Here is a 14,799-nt window from a genome sequence, read left to right as displayed (position 1 = left end):
TGATGGACGGCACCGCCGTCGCCCGCCGCATCTCGGAGCAGACCGCCGCCCTCGCGGCGAAGATCACCGAGCGCACCGGCACCGCCCCCTGCCTCGCGACCGTGCTGGTCGGCGAGGACCCGGCGTCCGTGACGTACGTGAAGATGAAGCAGAACCGTTGCGCCAAGGCCGGGATCACCTCCCGCCACGTGGAGCTGCCGGCCGAGACCACCACCGAGGAGCTCGTCGCCGCCCTCACCGCCCTCTCCGAGGACCCGGAGATCAGCGGCATCCTGCTCCAGCACCCGGTCCCGCACCACATCGACGAGCGCGCCGCCTTCGAGGCCATCGCCCCGGGCAAGGACGTCGACGGCGTCACCATGCACTCCTTCGCCGCCATGGGCTTCGGGCTGCCGGGCTTCGTGTCCTGCACCCCCGGCGGCATCATGCGGCTCCTCGCCGCGTACGACGTGGACCTGACCGGCAAGCACGCCGTGGTCGTCGGGCGCAGCGCGATCCTGGGCAAGCCGGCCGGCATGCTGCTGCTGGAGCAGAACGCCACCGTCACCTACTGCCACTCCCGCACCGTGGACCTGCCCTCGATCGTGCGCCAGGCCGACGTGCTGGTCGCCGCCGTGGGCAAGGCCGAGTTCATCCGCGGCGAGGACATCAAGCCGGGCGCCGTGGTCCTGGACGCCGGCTACAACGAGGGCAACGTCGGCGACGTCCACTTCGAGTCGGCCGCCGCCCGTGCCTCGCTGATCACCCCGGTCCCCGGCGGCGTCGGCCCGATGACCATCGCCGTGCTGCTGGAGCAGACCGTCCAGGCGGCCGCCGCCCAGGCCGGGCTGGAGCTCGCGGACCTCTGACCTCAGCGTTGTACCCCCGCGTACGGGAACGCCCCCGTACGGGAGACGCCCCGGGCCCTTTCGGCCCGGGGCGTTCCGCGTTCCGGGGGTGTCCGGAATCTTGTGGCCGAAGCCTGCCGGGCGCCGGGGAGCGGCGGTATCTTTTGCGCCGGGGCGCGCGATGACACGTGCAACACGTTTCCTGGGGAGACCGCTGATGGACCTGTTCACGCCACTGGAGCTGCCCAACGGCACCACCCTGCCGAACCGCCTGGCGAAGGCCGCCATGGAGGAGAGCCTCGCCGGGTCCGGCCAGCTGCCGGACGAGCGCATCGCGAGGCTCTACCGCCGCTGGGCGCGGGGCGGCGCCGGACTCCTGATCACCGGGAACGTGATGGTCGACCGCCGGGCGCTGACCGCCCCGGGCACCATCGTCCTCGACGCCCGCTCCCCGCTCGCCCCCTTCCGCCGCTGGGCCGAGGCCGCGTCCGGTGGCGGCGGCCGGGTCTGGATGCAGATCAACCACCCGGGCCGGCAGGTCGGCTCCGAGATGCCCGGCACGGCCTGGGCGCCCTCCGACATAGGGGTGAGCCTCGGCAAGCACACCAAGCGCTTCGCCCGCCCCACCGCGATGACCGAGGCCGACATCGAGGCCACCGTCGCCCGGTTCGCGGTCACGGCCCGGCGGGCCGAGGAGGCCGGCTTCGACGGGGTGCAGATCCACGCCGCCCACGGCTACCTGCTCAGCCAGTTCCTCTCCCCGCTGGTCAACCGGCGCACCGACCGCTGGGGCGGCAGCCTGGAGAACCGGGTCCGGCTGCTCACCGAGGTCGTCCGGGCGGTCCGCGCGCAGGTCGGCCCCGGCTTCGCGGTCGGCGTCAAGCTCAACACCGCCGACTTCCAGCGCGGCGGTTTCGACACCGAGGACGCGGCGCAGGTGCTCTCGGCCCTCGGCGGCCTCGGCGTCGACCTGGTCGAGCTGTCCGGCGGCAGCGTCGAGAGCCCCGCGACCCTGGGCCGTACCGCCGATCTGCGGACCCTCGAGCGGGAGGCGTACTTCCTCTCCTTCGCGGAGCAGTTCCTGGAGGCGGCCACGATGCCGCTGATGCTGACCGGCGGGATAGGCCGGCAGGAGACCGCGCGGAGGGTCCTGGCGCGCGGGGTGTCCGTCGTCGGGCTCGCCTCGGCGCTGGCGTTCCGCCCCGACCTGCCGGCCCGCTGGCGCGCCGGGGAGGACGTACGGGTGATGGTGGAGCGGCTGCGGTGGAAGGACCGGGACCTGGCCGGCGCCGCGCTGCTGGCCTTCGTACGGTTCCAGATGCACCGGCTGGCGCGCGGGCTGGAGCCGCGCCCGGAGGCCTCCCCGCGGGCCACGTTCGCCCTCGACCAGCTCCAGCACTGGCGCCGGGTGCGGGCGTACGGGGCCTGGCTGGCCCGCAATCCCGAGCCCGAGGACGCCCTCGTCGGCTGAGGCCGGGCGTTCCCGGCGCCGGTGCCCCGCAGCCGGTGCCCGCCGCCCACGCAGGCGGCCGGTGCCCGCCGCCCCGGCAGGCCGCCCGCGCAAGCCGCCCGCGCAGGCCGCCCGCGCAGGCCGCCAGCGCAGGCCGCCCGCGCGTTCAGAGGGCGGCCGGGTCCCGCCGTACGGCCGCCACGATGGGGGAGGTGCGGAACTCCCGGGCCAAGGCGGCCAGCGGCCGGGAGTCCAGCCGGTACGGCTCGGGCAGCCCCTGGTCGGCCTCGGCCTCGGCCGCCCGGTCGGCGGCTTCCGCGGCTTCCGCGGCCGCGCTCGCCGCGGCCGCCTCCCGGCGCCGGCAGGCCGCGGCGAGCATGGCCGCGTCGGCCACGACCGAAGCCTTCGTCTCGCACATGCCCTGGCCGAGGGCGGCCTCGTACGCGGCGCCCCGCACGGCCGGGTCGAACCAGCGGGCCAGGGCCAGGATCCCGTCGTCGATCACCGATTCGCGGTGGATCAGCCGGATCCCGATCGGCGACCACCAGGTCAGCGGCACCGTCGTCACGCTCGACGCGGCGAAGCCGCGCAGCGCCTTCCACAGCGGGTGCAGCCGCCGGTACCGGCTGAAGTCCCGCCAGGCCGCCGAACCGCCGACCAGCGGGACGATGAACCCCGAGCCCACCATCAGGGCGGCGGCGGAGGCGAACGGCGGGGCCACGTACGTGGACAGGCCGTCCCAGTCGCGGCCCGCCCAGCGGGCGCCCACGGCCGCCCACTTCGTGACCAGGTAGCCCAGGTCCAGCACCCCGCCGAGCACGATCAAGGCCAGTCCGGTGCGCAGCGGGCGCAGCGAGGGGCGTACGCGCAGCAGCCACTTCCAGCACAGCAGGGTCAGCGTCGAACTGCCCACGGTGTGCGCGAGCAGGTAGCAGACGATCATCTCGCGCAGCCAGGGCGTGTTGGCGTAGTACGTGTCCAGGTCGCGCAGGCGCTCCACGGGCGCGTCGCCGATCGTGAACAGGACGACGATGAGCAGCGTGACGGCGCTGAACACGGCCACCGTCAGCCGGGTGGCCCGGCGTACGACGGCGGGCGGGCCGCCGCCCCACTGCAGGACCAGGACGATGCACGACCCCGAGAACGCGGTCAGCGCGCTGTACACCAGCGGGGCCGAGAAGTTGACGATGCCGGTGAGCCGGTTGACCGCGGAGATCGTCGGCGGCGCCGCCAGGAACATGACGAGGCAGCCGACGACGAGCAGGGTGCACACGGCCCGCATGAGCGGCTGGTCCCAGCCCCGGCGCAGGGTCGGCGCCTTGATCAGCAGCGCCAGGATCATCACCGACCCGGGAACGTAGAGGATGAGACCGTCGTTCATCGCGCCTGACCGACGGGACCCACGGGATCGACCGGTCCGGACCCCTGGTCGAGCCCCGCGACGGCCCGCTCCGCCGCGGTCAGCGGCGGCGCCTTCAGCGCACCCCGGTCCGAGGCGCGCAGCACCCGCCAGACCACCGAGGGGCGCAGCCAGTACGCGGGCGTGCTGCTCATGGTGATCACTTGGAGGAACGCGGCGGTCAGCGCCTCCCGCGTGGTGGCCCCGGTCATCAGCCGGTTGACGTACGCGTTGAGCAGCCCGACACCGGCCCGCGGCTTCATGCCGGTGGCTCCCGGGTACAGGATGTCCTGCGAGGTGGCGAGCTCCCAGGCGGTGGACACCTGCGGGACGAGCGCGCGCTGTGCCTCGCGGCCGAAGGAGGGGTGGGCGAGGCCCTGGGCGCGCAGCAGGTCCCGTACGGCCAGCAACCCCTGTGCGGCGACGGTCATGCCCTGCCCGTACAGCGGGTTGAAGGTGGCGACGGAGTCGCCGACGGCGAAGAACCCGTCGGGCAGGTCCGCCTTCTCGAAGTAGACCCGGCGGTTGGCGGTGCCCTGGGTGACGGCTATGTCGGTCAGCGCCTTCCTGCCGTCGAGGAGCTCGCCGACGATCGGATCGCGCAGGCCCTTGGCGAACGGGATGAACTGCTCGGGGTCGCCGGTGGGCTGGCCGCCGCGGGTGCCGGACAGGGTGGCCTGCCACTGGCCGTTCTCGATGGGGACGATCGTCGCGGTCTGGCCGGGTACGTACACCCGCGGATCGGACTGCACGTTGACGATCGGGAAGCCCATCTCGTGGGCTCCGGCCGGGGCTTCGAAGATCCGGGTCGCGTACACCAGGCCGGAGTCGACCTGGGCCTGTCTGATCCCGCCGACCCCCAGCTCCTGGAGCCAGGCCCGGGCCCGGGAGCCGCGCCCGCTCGCGTCGACCACGAGGTCGGCGGTGACCAGCCGGTTCTGCTCCCCGGGGGTGTCGACGCGGACGCCGGTGACGCGGGCCGCCGTGCCCTCCAAAGCCCGTACGCGGCTCCGCTGGAGCGTGGTGACACCGCGCAGGCCGGTCACCCGGGCGCGGACCACCGCGTCGAGGAGGTCGCGGCTGCACGAGATGTTGAACTGCTTCTCCCCGCAGCGCGGGATCCAGCCCTGGGCGGTCATGGTGACCAGGTCGGTGGGCAGGCTGCGGCGGATCGCGCCGGCCGCCGTCCACGCCTCGGTGATGCCCGGGAGTATCTTCTCGATGGCGCGCGCCCCGCCCGACCACATGACGTGGACGTGCCGGGCCTGCGGGAGCCCGCGCCGCGGCGCCGGGCTGTCGGGCAGCGTGTCGGCGTCGATGATCGTGACCGTCGCGTGCTCGGCGAGCACGGCCGCCGCGAGCAGGCCGGCCATGCTGCCGCCGATGACGATGGCGTGGCGGGGCGGGGAGGACTGGGTCATCGTGGTGCTCTCTGTCGGGGCCGTGCGGGGGCAGCGGCGCGCGTGAGGTGCGTCGGGAGGGGGGAGTCGCCGGTCACCGGGGCGTCATCGGTACGCCGCGGGGGCGTGCACTCAACGGCCCCAGCCGAGCGAGGTCTTGATGCGCTCGATCGCCTCGGGGAACCGCTCCTCGCGGGGCCCCGGCAGGTACGCCTTGAGGACTTGGCCGAGGTACAGGCCGAAGGTCTCGGCCCGGATCTCCGCCGGATCCTCCCGGTCGGCGCGAGCGGCCGCCTGCCGGACCACGCTGCCCAGTCCGGTCTCCGAGTGCAGCAGCTCCGCGAGGTCGCCCCGGTCTCCGGTGAGCCGGGCCGCCACGGCCATGCCCGGGCCGTGGCTGTCGCAGGTGCCCTCCTCCAGGTGCCATAACTCGTGGCAGGCGATCACGAGTTGGTGCTCGGGCCGGGTGCGCTCCTCGATGACGAGCAGGTCGCGCTCTTCCATCTCCAGCCACAGCCCGCTGGCCGTGTCGGGCGGGAACCCGGCGAACCGGAACTCCACCGGCCGGCCGCCGCGCCTGCGGCCGTACGCGGCGCACAGGCTCCCGATGATCTCGGCGGCATCGGCCGGCCGCGCCAGGCGCGCTTCCGCCAGCAGATCACCGCCGAGTTTCCGCATGGTCCGTGTGGTCCTCATGGAGCTCCCCCCTCGGCGGCCTTCCGGCCGTCCGGCACCGCCGTGCGGCCCGCGCTCTCGCGTGTCAGCTGTCCCTCGCGTGCCAGCAGGTCGTCGAGGTGGTCGGCCAGCGACTTCCAGCCCGCCGGGGAGAGCCGCCCGGCACGCGTGACGATGCTCCGTACGTCGTGTGCCCGCAGGACGGCCAGCATCGGGTTCTCCGTGCTGCGTTCGGCGGTTTCCAGCTCGTGCTCGATCCCGGCGAGGGCGGTGGCGAGCGCCTCGGTGTCGTCGGCCAGCAGGAAGCCGCCGTCGACCCCGTAGAAGCGCTGGATCCCGGCGGCCGCCGCGAGGTTGGGCAGGCCGTCGCCGCGCGCGAGGCGGGTCAGCGACTGCCCCGACGCGTAGAAGGAGTGGGCGATGGCGGCGAGGGAGTGGGCCTGGCCGTCCGCGCGCGGCCGGGTGCGCCGCAGGTGCTCGAACCGCTGGCGGACCTGCTCCTTCAGCGGCAGCCGGGGCGGTGCGCCGTCGAGGGTGAGCCGGATGTCCTGCGGGGGCATGCCCGTCAGGTACGAGAGGTGCCCGAGGTCCGCCGAGACGCCGGCGCCGGTGGTGGCGAGGGCGTGCTCGACGGCGCACTGGCTGTCCGCGAGGAGGAAGCCGGCATAGACCCCGAAGAACCGCTGCACGCCCGCCGCGTGGCCCAGCCGGGGCAGTCCGGTGCCCGCGTTGAGGGGGCCGAGGGAGGCGCCGGGCGCCTGGAAGTCCTCCGCGATGGCGGCCAGCGACCACTCCCGGCCGTGCTTGTCGCGGCGGGTGGCCCGCAGCCGCAGGAAGCGCCGGTGCACCCGCAGGCACAGGGGCACTTCGGGTGCGGTCCCGGCCACGACCTGCGCAATGAGCGCGGGTTCGACCCCGCACAGCCGGCTCAGCCGCTCCGGGCACAGCACCTCGCCCGGATCCCGGCCGCTCCGCTCGGCCAATGCCGCGACGCGGGCCCAGGCGGAGGCCAGATCGGGTCGGTCGGCGGCTGGCACCGTGAGGTTCTCCGTATGTCGAGAGGACGTTCGAGAGCTTCGGCTGGGTGCAGCGTAGCCCTCCGCCCGTCGCCGAAACAGGAGAATCCCAACGTTTCTTGCGATGTGAGTCAAAGAAGGTTGGCACGCCGCGCACCGCTTCCTCGCTCTCGACGGCGTGGCCACCGCCGCGAACGGCCCCGCGTACGCCGCCTTCTCCTGCGTCCAGTGGTCGGCGCTGCGGGCGGGGGCTCAGGGTCCCAGTGAGCGCAGGTACTTCGCCGTCGCCGCGTCGGCCGGGAGCAGTGTCTCGATGGCCAGCTCGGCGACGGTCACGTCCATCGGCGTGTTGAACGTCGCGATCGAGGACACGAAGGAGAGCAGGTGCCCGTCGTGCTCGATCAGCAGCGGCAGCGCGATGTACGCGGCGCCCTCGCCGGACGCGGGCTCGGACTCGGCGTCCTGCTGCCCGGCTTCGGCCGGGTATCCGGACACCTCCTCGTACAGCGCGCGCAGCGGCGCCGAGCGGGACAGCGCGATCTGCCGCTCCATCTGGGCCAGCAGGTGCCCGCGCCACTCCCGGAGGTTGCGGATCCGCGGGGCCAGGCCCTGCGGGTGCAGGGTGATCCGCATGGCGTTCAGCGGCGGGACCAGGAGGTGCTCGGGCAGGGAGTCGAGCAGCATCGCGATGCCGCGGTTGGCCGCGACGACGTCGTACGTGGCGTCCACGACCATCGCCGGATACGGCTCGTAGCCGGTCAGCAGCCGCTCCAGGCCCTCGCGCAGCGTCCCCATCGACGGGTCGTCCAGCGGGGTCTGCGCGTAGTGCGGGGCGTAACCCGCCGCGAGCAGCAGCGCGTTGCGCTCGCGGACCGGCACGTCGAGGTGGTCCGCGAGCCGCAGGACCATCTCCTTGCTCGGCCGGGACCGGCCGGTCTCGATGAAGCTGATGTGCCGGGACGAGGAGTCGGCGCGGCCCGCCAGCTCCAGCTGGCTGATGCCGCGCCGCTCCCGCCAGGTGCGCAGCAGGGCTCCGACGGACGGGGCGGTCGAGGTCATGCGCACGACGTTAGCCGAGCGGGCGCAGGCGGCGGCTCAGCCCAGGTCGAAGACGTTGCGCAGGCCGAGCCGGTACCGCCACAGGTCGTGGCGCTTGAAGGACTCCACCTCCGGGGCCCGGTACATCGGCAGGACCGCGCACCGCTGCGCCGTCGAACCGTCCCGCTCCAGCAGGGCGTTGACGGCGGCCCGGGCCGAGGCGTTGGCGCCCTCCATCGTCGCGAGGTCGATGTCGACGGCCACGTAGTCCCCGCTGAGGAAGAAGTTGGGGATGCGGGTGTCCGCGCTCGGCCGGTTGTGGAAGGTGCCGGTGGGGTGGATCAGCAGCTGGTCCTGGTTGGTCGGGTTCGGGGTGCCGAGCCCGTCCACCCCCGGGTCCAGGAACCACGAGTGCAGGGTGCGGTCCGTCAGCAGGGTCTTCCCGGTGTCGTTGAGGGAGGCCTTCAGCTGCGCCCACACCTCGCGGGCGACCTCGTCGCGGGTGCACTGCTTGGCCGTCTTCCCGTACAGGATCCCCGGCTTGTCCCAGTCGGAGACGTCCACCGACAGGCAGTCCACCGCCACCCCGTCCCCGTAGTCGGCCGGGAAGTCGCGGGCCGGCCAGTGCTCGGCCTGCTGGATCGCCGTCAACGACCAGGGCGAGTCGATGCAGTTGAGGTGCCCGTGGACGAGGGGCGCGCGCTCGGTGAGGTAGAACTGGATGCCGGTCATCCAGTCGGTCTCCAGCCGGTCGCAGCGGCCCAGCATCGGGTCCGCGGCCCGCAGCCCGGGACTCCAGGTGCGCCGGGCGTGCTCGACCGGCAGGGCGCTGACGTAGTGGTCGGCGGTGACGGTCCGCCGGACCCCGGCCGGGTCCAGGACCCCGACGCCGCTCACCCGGCCGTTCCCGTACTGCACCTCCTGCACCGTCCAGCCGATCCTGAACTCCACGCCGAGCGTGCGCAGATGGGCTTCCCAGGGGTCGATCCAGGCCTCGTTCGTCGGCAGGTTGAGGATCCGGTCCGGCGGCCCGTCCGCGCCGCGTCCCAGCGCGTTGAAGACGAAGGCCTCGCCGAGGGTGCCGACGGTGCGGGTGGAGGCCTCTTCGGCCTTGGTCGCGACGATGTTGCGGGTGATGCCGACGGCGAGGATGCGCTGGTACTCGTTCGACATCTGCGCGGCCCGTACGAACTCCCACCAGGGGGTGTTCTCCCAGACCTCGTCGCGGCGCTCGTCGCAGCTGGTGAGGAAGACCAGCACGCGGTCGACGAAGTACGCGCTCTCGTGCGGCGGCAGCCGGACCAGCGACTGGAGGATGCCGGTCAGGGCGCGTCGGATCTCGTCGGGCGTCAGCGAGGCGGGGGAGTGGCCGGGCCAGGGGATGGGGGCGCGCAGGTCCTCGCGGCCGGCGGCCCGGGCGAACATCATCTCGGGCGGGGCGACGAGGTTGTCCCACACGCCGTGGGCGTTGCCGGGGAACGGGATGCGGCGCATGGTGTCGGGCAGGTTGTGGTAGATGCCCGGGATGAAGCGGAAGCCGTGCTCGGCGGGCAGCGGCCGGCGGCCGCCGCGGGCGCTGCCGGGGACGTCCATGCTGCGGGCCTTGCCGCCGAGCGCGCGGCGCTCGTACACGGTGACGGCGTAGCCGCGCTCGGCGAGCTCGTGGGCGGCGGTGAGCCCGGCGACCCCGCCGCCGAGGACGGCGACCCGGCGGCCGGCGCTCTCCGGGGACCGGGCCTGGGCGGGGGCCTGGGCGTGGGCGGGGGTGGCCAGGGCCCCGGTGGCTCCCAGCGCCCCGGCGGTGGCCGCCGCTCCCGCGCCCGCGATGAACGTACGTCTCGAACTGCCCGTGCGCGTCATGAGGAAGCCCCTTCGTCCGGGACGTGTGCGTCCAGCTACGCGTTACCGGCGGTAACGGTCACGTCCGGCGCAGGAGCATAGGGGCGCCACCCCCGACCCGGAAGGCGCGGAAGTACCCGCACGCACTATGGCGCGAAACCTTCCCTCCGCCGTGAGCTGTGGGAACCTTGACTCCACGTCAGAAGTCGGGTCCGAACGGTGAAGGAGCATGCCGATGGCAGACGAGCCGCTTTCGCAGAAGGAGATCGAGGACCGGTTGCGGGAGCTCCCCGGCTGGGCCTTCGAGGACGACCGGATCATCCGCACGTACCGGCTGGGCACCCACTTCGCGGCGAGCGCCCTCGTCACCCACATCGCCGCGGTCCAGGACGAGTTGAACCACCACTCCGACCTGACCCTCGGCTACAACACGGTCCGGGTGTCCGTGAACACGCACAGCGCGGGCGACGCCGTGACCGGCGCCGACTTCACCCTCGCCGAACGCGTAGAGGCCCTGGCGCCCACCCACGGCGCGAGCTGACCCGTCCGGCGGAGCCCCTGCCCGACCACGAAGCCGAGGCCGCCGCGTACGACGCCACCCGCGGCGGCATCCCGTGCGCCGGAGCCGCCGTCGCCGCGGCCCCCGGCCCGCTCGCGCCCGAAGCCCCGTACGCAGGCCCGCTGTCAGTGGCTGCGCCTACGGTGCGCCCATGAACGACAGTCCGCAGACGCGGAAGCCGAAGGCGATCGCGCTCTACCACGACATGCGGGTCGAAGAGGACTTCGCCAAGTGCGCCACCCGCCTCTTCGCGATCCTCAAGAAGGCCGCGGAGACGAGCCCCGGCGCCCCGCGCCACCTCTACCTCGACATCCAGGGGCACCGCGACGCCGCAGGCGACTACGACGCCGACGCCCGGGAGATCGTCCGCGAGTTCCTCCTGGGATTCCTCGGCCCGTATCTCACGGAGATCAGCACGCCGCTCTACCAGGTGAAGAACCCCGAGCCGCAACGCGAGGACGTCCCCGACGTCCTGAACATACGGGACCCCGACGAAGAACACGCCTACGACCACCGCCGGCTGCCCGTACGCAACCGCGAGAGCCGGCCCGACGGCCGCCGGTCCAGACCCCCGGTACGGGCCATCGCCGACTACCTCGGCCTCGATGAGCCGATCTGCCTGATCTGCTGGCAGGCGCCGGTGGAGAGGGCCCACGTGGTCCCGGAGTCGCTCGGCGGTTCCAACGACGTGCGCAACTTCGCCCTCCTCTGCCCGCGCCACCACCGTGAGGCGCCGGACGTCGCGGACGCCGAGGCCTTCTGGTCCTGGGTCGACTACGCCTGCGAACGCGACGGCCACATGAAGTGGGAGGGCGTGGAGCCGGAGATGCTGGCGAAGGCCGAGAACCTCGGCCTCCGCATCGAGACGTCCGGTCCGGTGCGGGGGAGCCTGCGCCATTTCGGCCGGGTCCGCGACGAACTCGTGCGCCACTACGGCTGGACCCCGGAGGACTTCACCGGCGGCTACCACTGGGGAGCGCTGATGGAGGAGTTCCACACGGTGATGGAAGCGGCGACCAGCACCCACTTCAACGTCGCCAAGAAGGCGTCCACCGAGGCGTGGGCCCTCGAAGTGGCGCGCCGGCGCCTGAGAGACGGGGCCGCGGTGCACGAGGCGGCCGACGACCTGCCGACCGTGTCAAGCCGTCCGTCGGCTGAACTGGCGGAGCGGACGGTGCGCAAGTCGCCTGGCAGCGGTGGCGCGCAGAGCCTCGCCGATGCGGCACGGCGCGCCGACATCGCGATGGAGGCGGCGGCGCTCGTGCGCGACCTCATCGGTTCGGCGGGGGTGTCCAGTGCCGAGGAGGTGTTGCGGGGGATCAAAGAGGAGGTGGCGGACCGCACCGCACAATTCGAGCGACTGGCCGACGAGTTGATGGGACACACGCTCTGCCGGCACTGCGGCCACGCCATCGCCCGGATCGGGGACGCCGCCTGGCGCCACAGCGCCGCGGCGCCCATGTCCCGCGGCTGCCGGGCCGCCAGCTTCGACCGGGACGGCACGTGGGACGACTCCCTCGACCGGGCGTGGAAGGCGAGTCCGCCGAAGACGTACCGCTGAGACTCCTCAGGCGGGGTCCAGCCGCCACCACTGGGCGGGGGAGTCGGTGTCCTCGCACTGGCGGGCCCGGCCCTCCTCGTCCGCCTCCAGCGGCAGGCCGCTGATACAGGCGATCAGGGACACCACCCCTGGATCGTCGAGATGCTCCTCGACGATCCACTCCTGCGCCCCGAACGCGTTCGCCCGCCACACCTGGACCCGGGTGCCGCTCTCCGTCGACGCGTTCGCGACGTCCAGCCGCTTGTCGTTGTGCACGCTGACGATGTGCACGATCCCGCCGCCGCTGTGGACCGGCGAGATCCGCCACTGCCGGGCCGCCGGCGGCGCGGGCGGGCCGTCCGGGCCCACCCCCACCCGGGTACTGCCCTCCAGCTGGAGCAGCAGGCCGCTGGCGACGTTCCGGATCCGGTAGACCCCGTCGGGCAGGCTCATCCGCGGCTCAGATGTCGAAGACGGCCGGGTCCGGCCCGATCCGCCCGGCCGCGGAACCCCGGCCCAGCGCGTCCAGCGCCGCGAGGTCGGCGGCCTCCAGCTCGAAGCCGAACACGTCCAGGTTCTCCCGGATCCGCGCCGGGGTCACCGACTTCGGGATGACGACGTTCCCGAGCTGGAGGTGCCAGCGCAGCACCACCTGGGCGGGGGAGCGCCCGTACCGGGCGGCGGTCTCGACGACGGCCGGGAGCGTCAGCAGCTCCTTGCCCTGGCCGAGCGGGGACCAGGCCTCGGTGGCGATGCCGAGCGTCGCGTGCACGGCGCGCAGCTCGGCCTGCGGGAAGAGGGGGTGCAGCTCGACCTGGTTCACGGCCGGGACCAGCGGGCTCTCGGCGCCGAGCCGCTCCAGGTCGGCCGGGCGGAAGTTCGACACGCCGACGGAGCGGGCGCGGCCGCTCTCCGCGATCTCCTCGAACGTCTTCCAGATGGTGAGGAAGTCGTCGCGCATCGGGCGCGGCCAGTGGATGAGGTACAGGTCGAGGTGGTCGAGGCCCAGCTTGGCGAGGGAGGCGTCGAGCGCGCGCAGCACGTCGTCCCGCTGCCAGGTCCGGGAGCGGTCGTTCCACAGCTTGGTGGTGACGAACAGCTCCTCGCGCGGCACCCCGGACGCGGCGATCGCCTGGCCGGTGCCCGTCTCATTGCGGTAGGCGGCCGCCGTGTCGATGCTCCGGTACCCCGCCTCCAGCGCGGCCCCGACCGCCTGCGCGGCCTCGGAGTCCGGGACCTGGAAGACGCCGTACCCGAGCTGGGGCATGAGCGTGCCGTTGTTGAGCCGGATGGCGGGGACGTCGTTCACGTCTGGCTGTTCCCTCGGTTCGACGGGCTGGGCGGCGCGTACGGACGTACAGGTGCGGACGTCCAGGCGTACGGGCGTACGAGGGGCGACAACCGGCCGCCCCGGCGAGCGTATTCCCGCCACGGCGGCGCACACGGACCGGACACACCGTCAGGACGCCCCCAGATAGGCCTCCCGGACCAGCGGATCGGCCCGGATCCCGGCGGGCGAGCCCTCGGCGAGGACGCTGCCGAGGTCCAGGACCACCACCCGCGTACACAGCTCCATGACGAAGGCCACGTCGTGCTCCACCAGCAGCACCGCGCACCCCTCCTCCTCGGCCAGCCGGCGCACGACCCCCGCGAGCTGCTCGCGCTCGGGCGCCGACAACCCGGACGCGGGCTCGTCCAGCAGCAGCACCCGCGGCGGATCGGCCACCGCGCGGGCCAGCTCGACCATGCGGGCCTGACCGACCGGCAGCCCGCCCGCGTACGCCGCCCCCAGCGCGCCGATCCCGCAGGACGCCAGCACCCGCTCGCCGCGCTCCCGGCGCTCCCGCTCCCGACGGCGGCGCCCCGGCGCCCCGAGGAGGTCGGCGGCGAGCCCGCCCCCGCCACCGCGCCACTCCTGCGCGACCAGCAGGTTCTCGGCCACGCTGAGCTGCCCGAACAGCTGCTGGCGCTGGAAGGTCCGGCGCATCCCGTGCCGGGCCCGCCACACCGGGGAGCGGCGGGTGATGTCCGCCCCGTCGAGCAGCATCCGCCCCCGGTCGGGCCGCCGGATCCCGGACAGGACGTCGAACAGGGTGGTCTTCCCGGCCCCGTTGGGTCCGATCAGCCCGCACACCTCCCCGGCCCGGACCCCGACGTCCACCCCGGTCAGCGCCTTCACGCCACCGAACCGGACGCTGATGCCGGAGCCCTCCAGTACGTACGGCTGCGCCGTCATGTCGTCCTCCCCAGGTAGGCCGCGGTGAGCCGGTCGGCCTCCACCTCGGCGCGCGGCCCGCACCAGGTGACCCGGCCCCGGGAGAGGTACGCGACGGTGTCGGCGACCCCGAGGATCCCGGCGGCCTTCTCCTCGACCAGCAGCAGGGCGGTCCCGGCGTCCCGGAGCTCGGTGAGCAGGGCGTACACCTCCTCCACCACCCTCGGGGCCAGCCCCATCGACGGCTCGTCGGCGATCAGCACCTCGGGCGGCCGCTGCAGCAGCGGAGCGAGGGCCAGCATCTGCTGCTCCCCACCGGACAAGGCTCCGGCGGCCACCCCCCGCCGCTCGGCGAGCCGGGGGAAGCGGTCGTGGACGGCGGCCCGCGCGTCCGCTTCGCGGAGGTACAGCGTGAGGTTCTCCTCGACGGTCAGCGCCGGGAAGATCCCCCGCCCCTCGGGAGCCAGCAGCACCCCGCTGCGGGCCCGCCGCACCGGCCCGTCACGGGTCGCGTCCCGCCCCCGTACGAGGACCGCCCCGCTCTCGGCGGGCAGGAGTCCGGCGGCGACCCGGCAGGCGGTGCTCTTCCCGGCCCCGTTCGGCCCGAGCACGACGAGGATCTCCCCGCTCCGGACGGCGAGATCGACCCCGTGCAGTACGAGCCCGCCGTCGTACCCGGCGGTGACCCCGCGCAGCTCCAGGGCGGGCCGGGCGGAGCCGTGCCCGGCGTCCGCGGCACGGGGGCCCGGCCCACCCGGCCCGGCCGGCGTTCGAGGCCCGGGGGTACGGGGGCGGAGCCCCGGCCCGGCAGCCCCCGCACCCCCGCCGGCAGCCCCCGCAC

The 14,799-nt window shown here is 73.9% G+C and carries 14 protein-coding genes; 4 read left to right on the top strand and 10 right to left on the bottom strand.

Annotation, left to right across the window (positions count from 1 at the left end; translation table 11 throughout):
- The first annotated feature begins 2 nt into the window (after nt 1-2).
- Both IF02_RS0108955 and IF02_RS0108950 read left to right on the top strand, forming a co-directional pair.
- Entirely contained in the window at nt 3-848 is an 846-nt protein-coding gene (locus IF02_RS0108955; RefSeq protein WP_030155078.1) for a bifunctional 5,10-methylenetetrahydrofolate dehydrogenase/5,10-methenyltetrahydrofolate cyclohydrolase, read from the top strand.
- 196 nt (nt 849-1,044) lie between these two features.
- A complete protein-coding gene (locus IF02_RS0108950) occupies nt 1,045-2,298 on the top strand; it encodes an NADH:flavin oxidoreductase/NADH oxidase family protein (protein WP_030155076.1) in 1,254 nt (417 codons plus the stop codon).
- Nucleotides 2,299-2,443: 145 nt separating this feature from the next.
- Here IF02_RS0108950 and IF02_RS0108945 read toward each other — a convergent pair whose 3' ends face one another.
- The 6 genes from IF02_RS0108945 to IF02_RS0108920 all read right to left on the bottom strand — a co-directional run bounded on the left by IF02_RS0108945 (nt 2,444) and on the right by IF02_RS0108920 (nt 9,665).
- Nucleotides 2,444-3,658, bottom strand: coding sequence for an MAB_1171c family putative transporter (locus IF02_RS0108945; RefSeq protein WP_030155075.1), 1,215 nt, complete (start codon nt 3,656-3,658; stop codon nt 2,444-2,446).
- A complete protein-coding gene (locus IF02_RS0108940; protein WP_051696021.1) occupies nt 3,655-5,097 on the bottom strand; it encodes an NAD(P)/FAD-dependent oxidoreductase in 1,443 nt (480 codons plus the stop codon). Before IF02_RS0108940 ends, IF02_RS0108945 begins: the two co-directional genes overlap by 4 nt.
- 111 nt (nt 5,098-5,208) lie before the next feature.
- Entirely contained in the window at nt 5,209-5,772 is a 564-nt protein-coding gene (locus tag IF02_RS0108935; protein WP_234318138.1) for a toxin-antitoxin system, toxin component, read from the bottom strand.
- Nucleotides 5,769-6,788: a hypothetical protein gene (locus IF02_RS0108930; protein WP_030155069.1), complete on the bottom strand. Its 1,020-nt coding sequence runs from the start codon at nt 6,786-6,788 to the stop codon at nt 5,769-5,771. Before IF02_RS0108930 ends, IF02_RS0108935 begins: the two co-directional genes overlap by 4 nt.
- Nucleotides 6,789-7,019: 231 nt before the next feature.
- Complete coding sequence (locus tag IF02_RS0108925) at nt 7,020-7,826, bottom strand: helix-turn-helix domain-containing protein (protein ID WP_030155068.1); 807 nt, start codon at nt 7,824-7,826, stop codon at nt 7,020-7,022.
- Nucleotides 7,827-7,862: 36 nt separating this feature from the next.
- Nucleotides 7,863-9,665 (bottom strand): hydroxysqualene dehydroxylase, encoded by a 1,803-nt coding sequence (locus tag IF02_RS0108920; protein ID WP_030155066.1) that lies wholly within the window; start codon nt 9,663-9,665, stop codon nt 7,863-7,865.
- 214 nt (nt 9,666-9,879) lie between these two features.
- Between IF02_RS0108920 and IF02_RS0108915 the strand changes: the two genes are divergently transcribed.
- Nucleotides 9,880-10,185 carry a 4a-hydroxytetrahydrobiopterin dehydratase gene (locus IF02_RS0108915; protein ID WP_030155064.1) on the top strand — a complete coding sequence of 102 codons (306 nt, stop codon included), beginning with the start codon at nt 9,880-9,882 and terminating at the stop codon, nt 10,183-10,185.
- Between the two features lie 169 nt (nt 10,186-10,354).
- Nucleotides 10,355-11,764, top strand: coding sequence for an HNH endonuclease (locus IF02_RS35115; RefSeq protein WP_199809196.1), 1,410 nt, complete (start codon nt 10,355-10,357; stop codon nt 11,762-11,764).
- Nucleotides 11,765-11,770: 6 nt separating this feature from the next.
- On the opposite strand, the gene IF02_RS0108900 is transcribed toward IF02_RS35115, so the two are convergent.
- The 4 genes from IF02_RS0108900 to IF02_RS0108885 form a co-directional block, all read right to left on the bottom strand.
- Complete coding sequence (locus IF02_RS0108900) at nt 11,771-12,196, bottom strand: RICIN domain-containing protein (protein ID WP_030155062.1); 426 nt, start codon at nt 12,194-12,196, stop codon at nt 11,771-11,773.
- A 7-nt stretch (nt 12,197-12,203) separates the two neighbouring features.
- Entirely contained in the window at nt 12,204-13,052 is an 849-nt protein-coding gene (locus tag IF02_RS0108895) for an aldo/keto reductase (protein WP_030155060.1), read from the bottom strand.
- A 150-nt stretch (nt 13,053-13,202) separates the two neighbouring features.
- Entirely contained in the window at nt 13,203-13,979 is a 777-nt protein-coding gene (locus tag IF02_RS0108890) for an ABC transporter ATP-binding protein (RefSeq protein WP_030155058.1), read from the bottom strand.
- Nucleotides 13,976-14,799, bottom strand: an 824-nt coding sequence (locus IF02_RS0108885) for an ABC transporter ATP-binding protein (RefSeq protein ID WP_234318137.1), incomplete at its 5' end; no start/stop codon positions are given. The genes IF02_RS0108890 and IF02_RS0108885, both read right to left, overlap by 4 nt.

Origin of the sequence: Streptomyces sp. NRRL S-244 (assembly GCF_000717915.1) — a bacterium.
Lineage (GTDB): Bacteria > Actinomycetota > Actinomycetes > Streptomycetales > Streptomycetaceae > Streptomyces.
The sequence above is the reverse complement of the archived record's forward strand: the minus strand, read 5'-3'. Positions and strand labels throughout refer to the sequence as shown.

Coding starts and splice junctions, on each gene's coding strand:
- IF02_RS0108955 (WP_030155078.1), top strand. CDS start 3: ATGGACGGCACCGCCGTCGCCCGCCGCATCTCGGAGCAGACCGCCGCC.
- IF02_RS0108950 (WP_030155076.1), top strand. CDS start 1,045: ATGGACCTGTTCACGCCACTGGAGCTGCCCAACGGCACCACCCTGCCG.
- IF02_RS0108945 (WP_030155075.1), bottom strand. CDS start 3,658: ATGAACGACGGTCTCATCCTCTACGTTCCCGGGTCGGTGATGATCCTG.
- IF02_RS0108940 (WP_051696021.1), bottom strand. CDS start 5,097: ATGACCCAGTCCTCCCCGCCCCGCCACGCCATCGTCATCGGCGGCAGC.
- IF02_RS0108935 (WP_234318138.1), bottom strand. CDS start 5,772: ATGAGGACCACACGGACCATGCGGAAACTCGGCGGTGATCTGCTGGCG.
- IF02_RS0108925 (WP_030155068.1), bottom strand. CDS start 7,826: ATGACCTCGACCGCCCCGTCCGTCGGAGCCCTGCTGCGCACCTGGCGG.
- IF02_RS0108920 (WP_030155066.1), bottom strand. CDS start 9,665: ATGACGCGCACGGGCAGTTCGAGACGTACGTTCATCGCGGGCGCGGGA.
- IF02_RS0108915 (WP_030155064.1), top strand. CDS start 9,880: ATGGCAGACGAGCCGCTTTCGCAGAAGGAGATCGAGGACCGGTTGCGG.
- IF02_RS35115 (WP_199809196.1), top strand. CDS start 10,355: ATGAACGACAGTCCGCAGACGCGGAAGCCGAAGGCGATCGCGCTCTAC.
- IF02_RS0108900 (WP_030155062.1), bottom strand. CDS start 12,196: ATGAGCCTGCCCGACGGGGTCTACCGGATCCGGAACGTCGCCAGCGGC.
- IF02_RS0108890 (WP_030155058.1), bottom strand. CDS start 13,979: ATGACGGCGCAGCCGTACGTACTGGAGGGCTCCGGCATCAGCGTCCGG.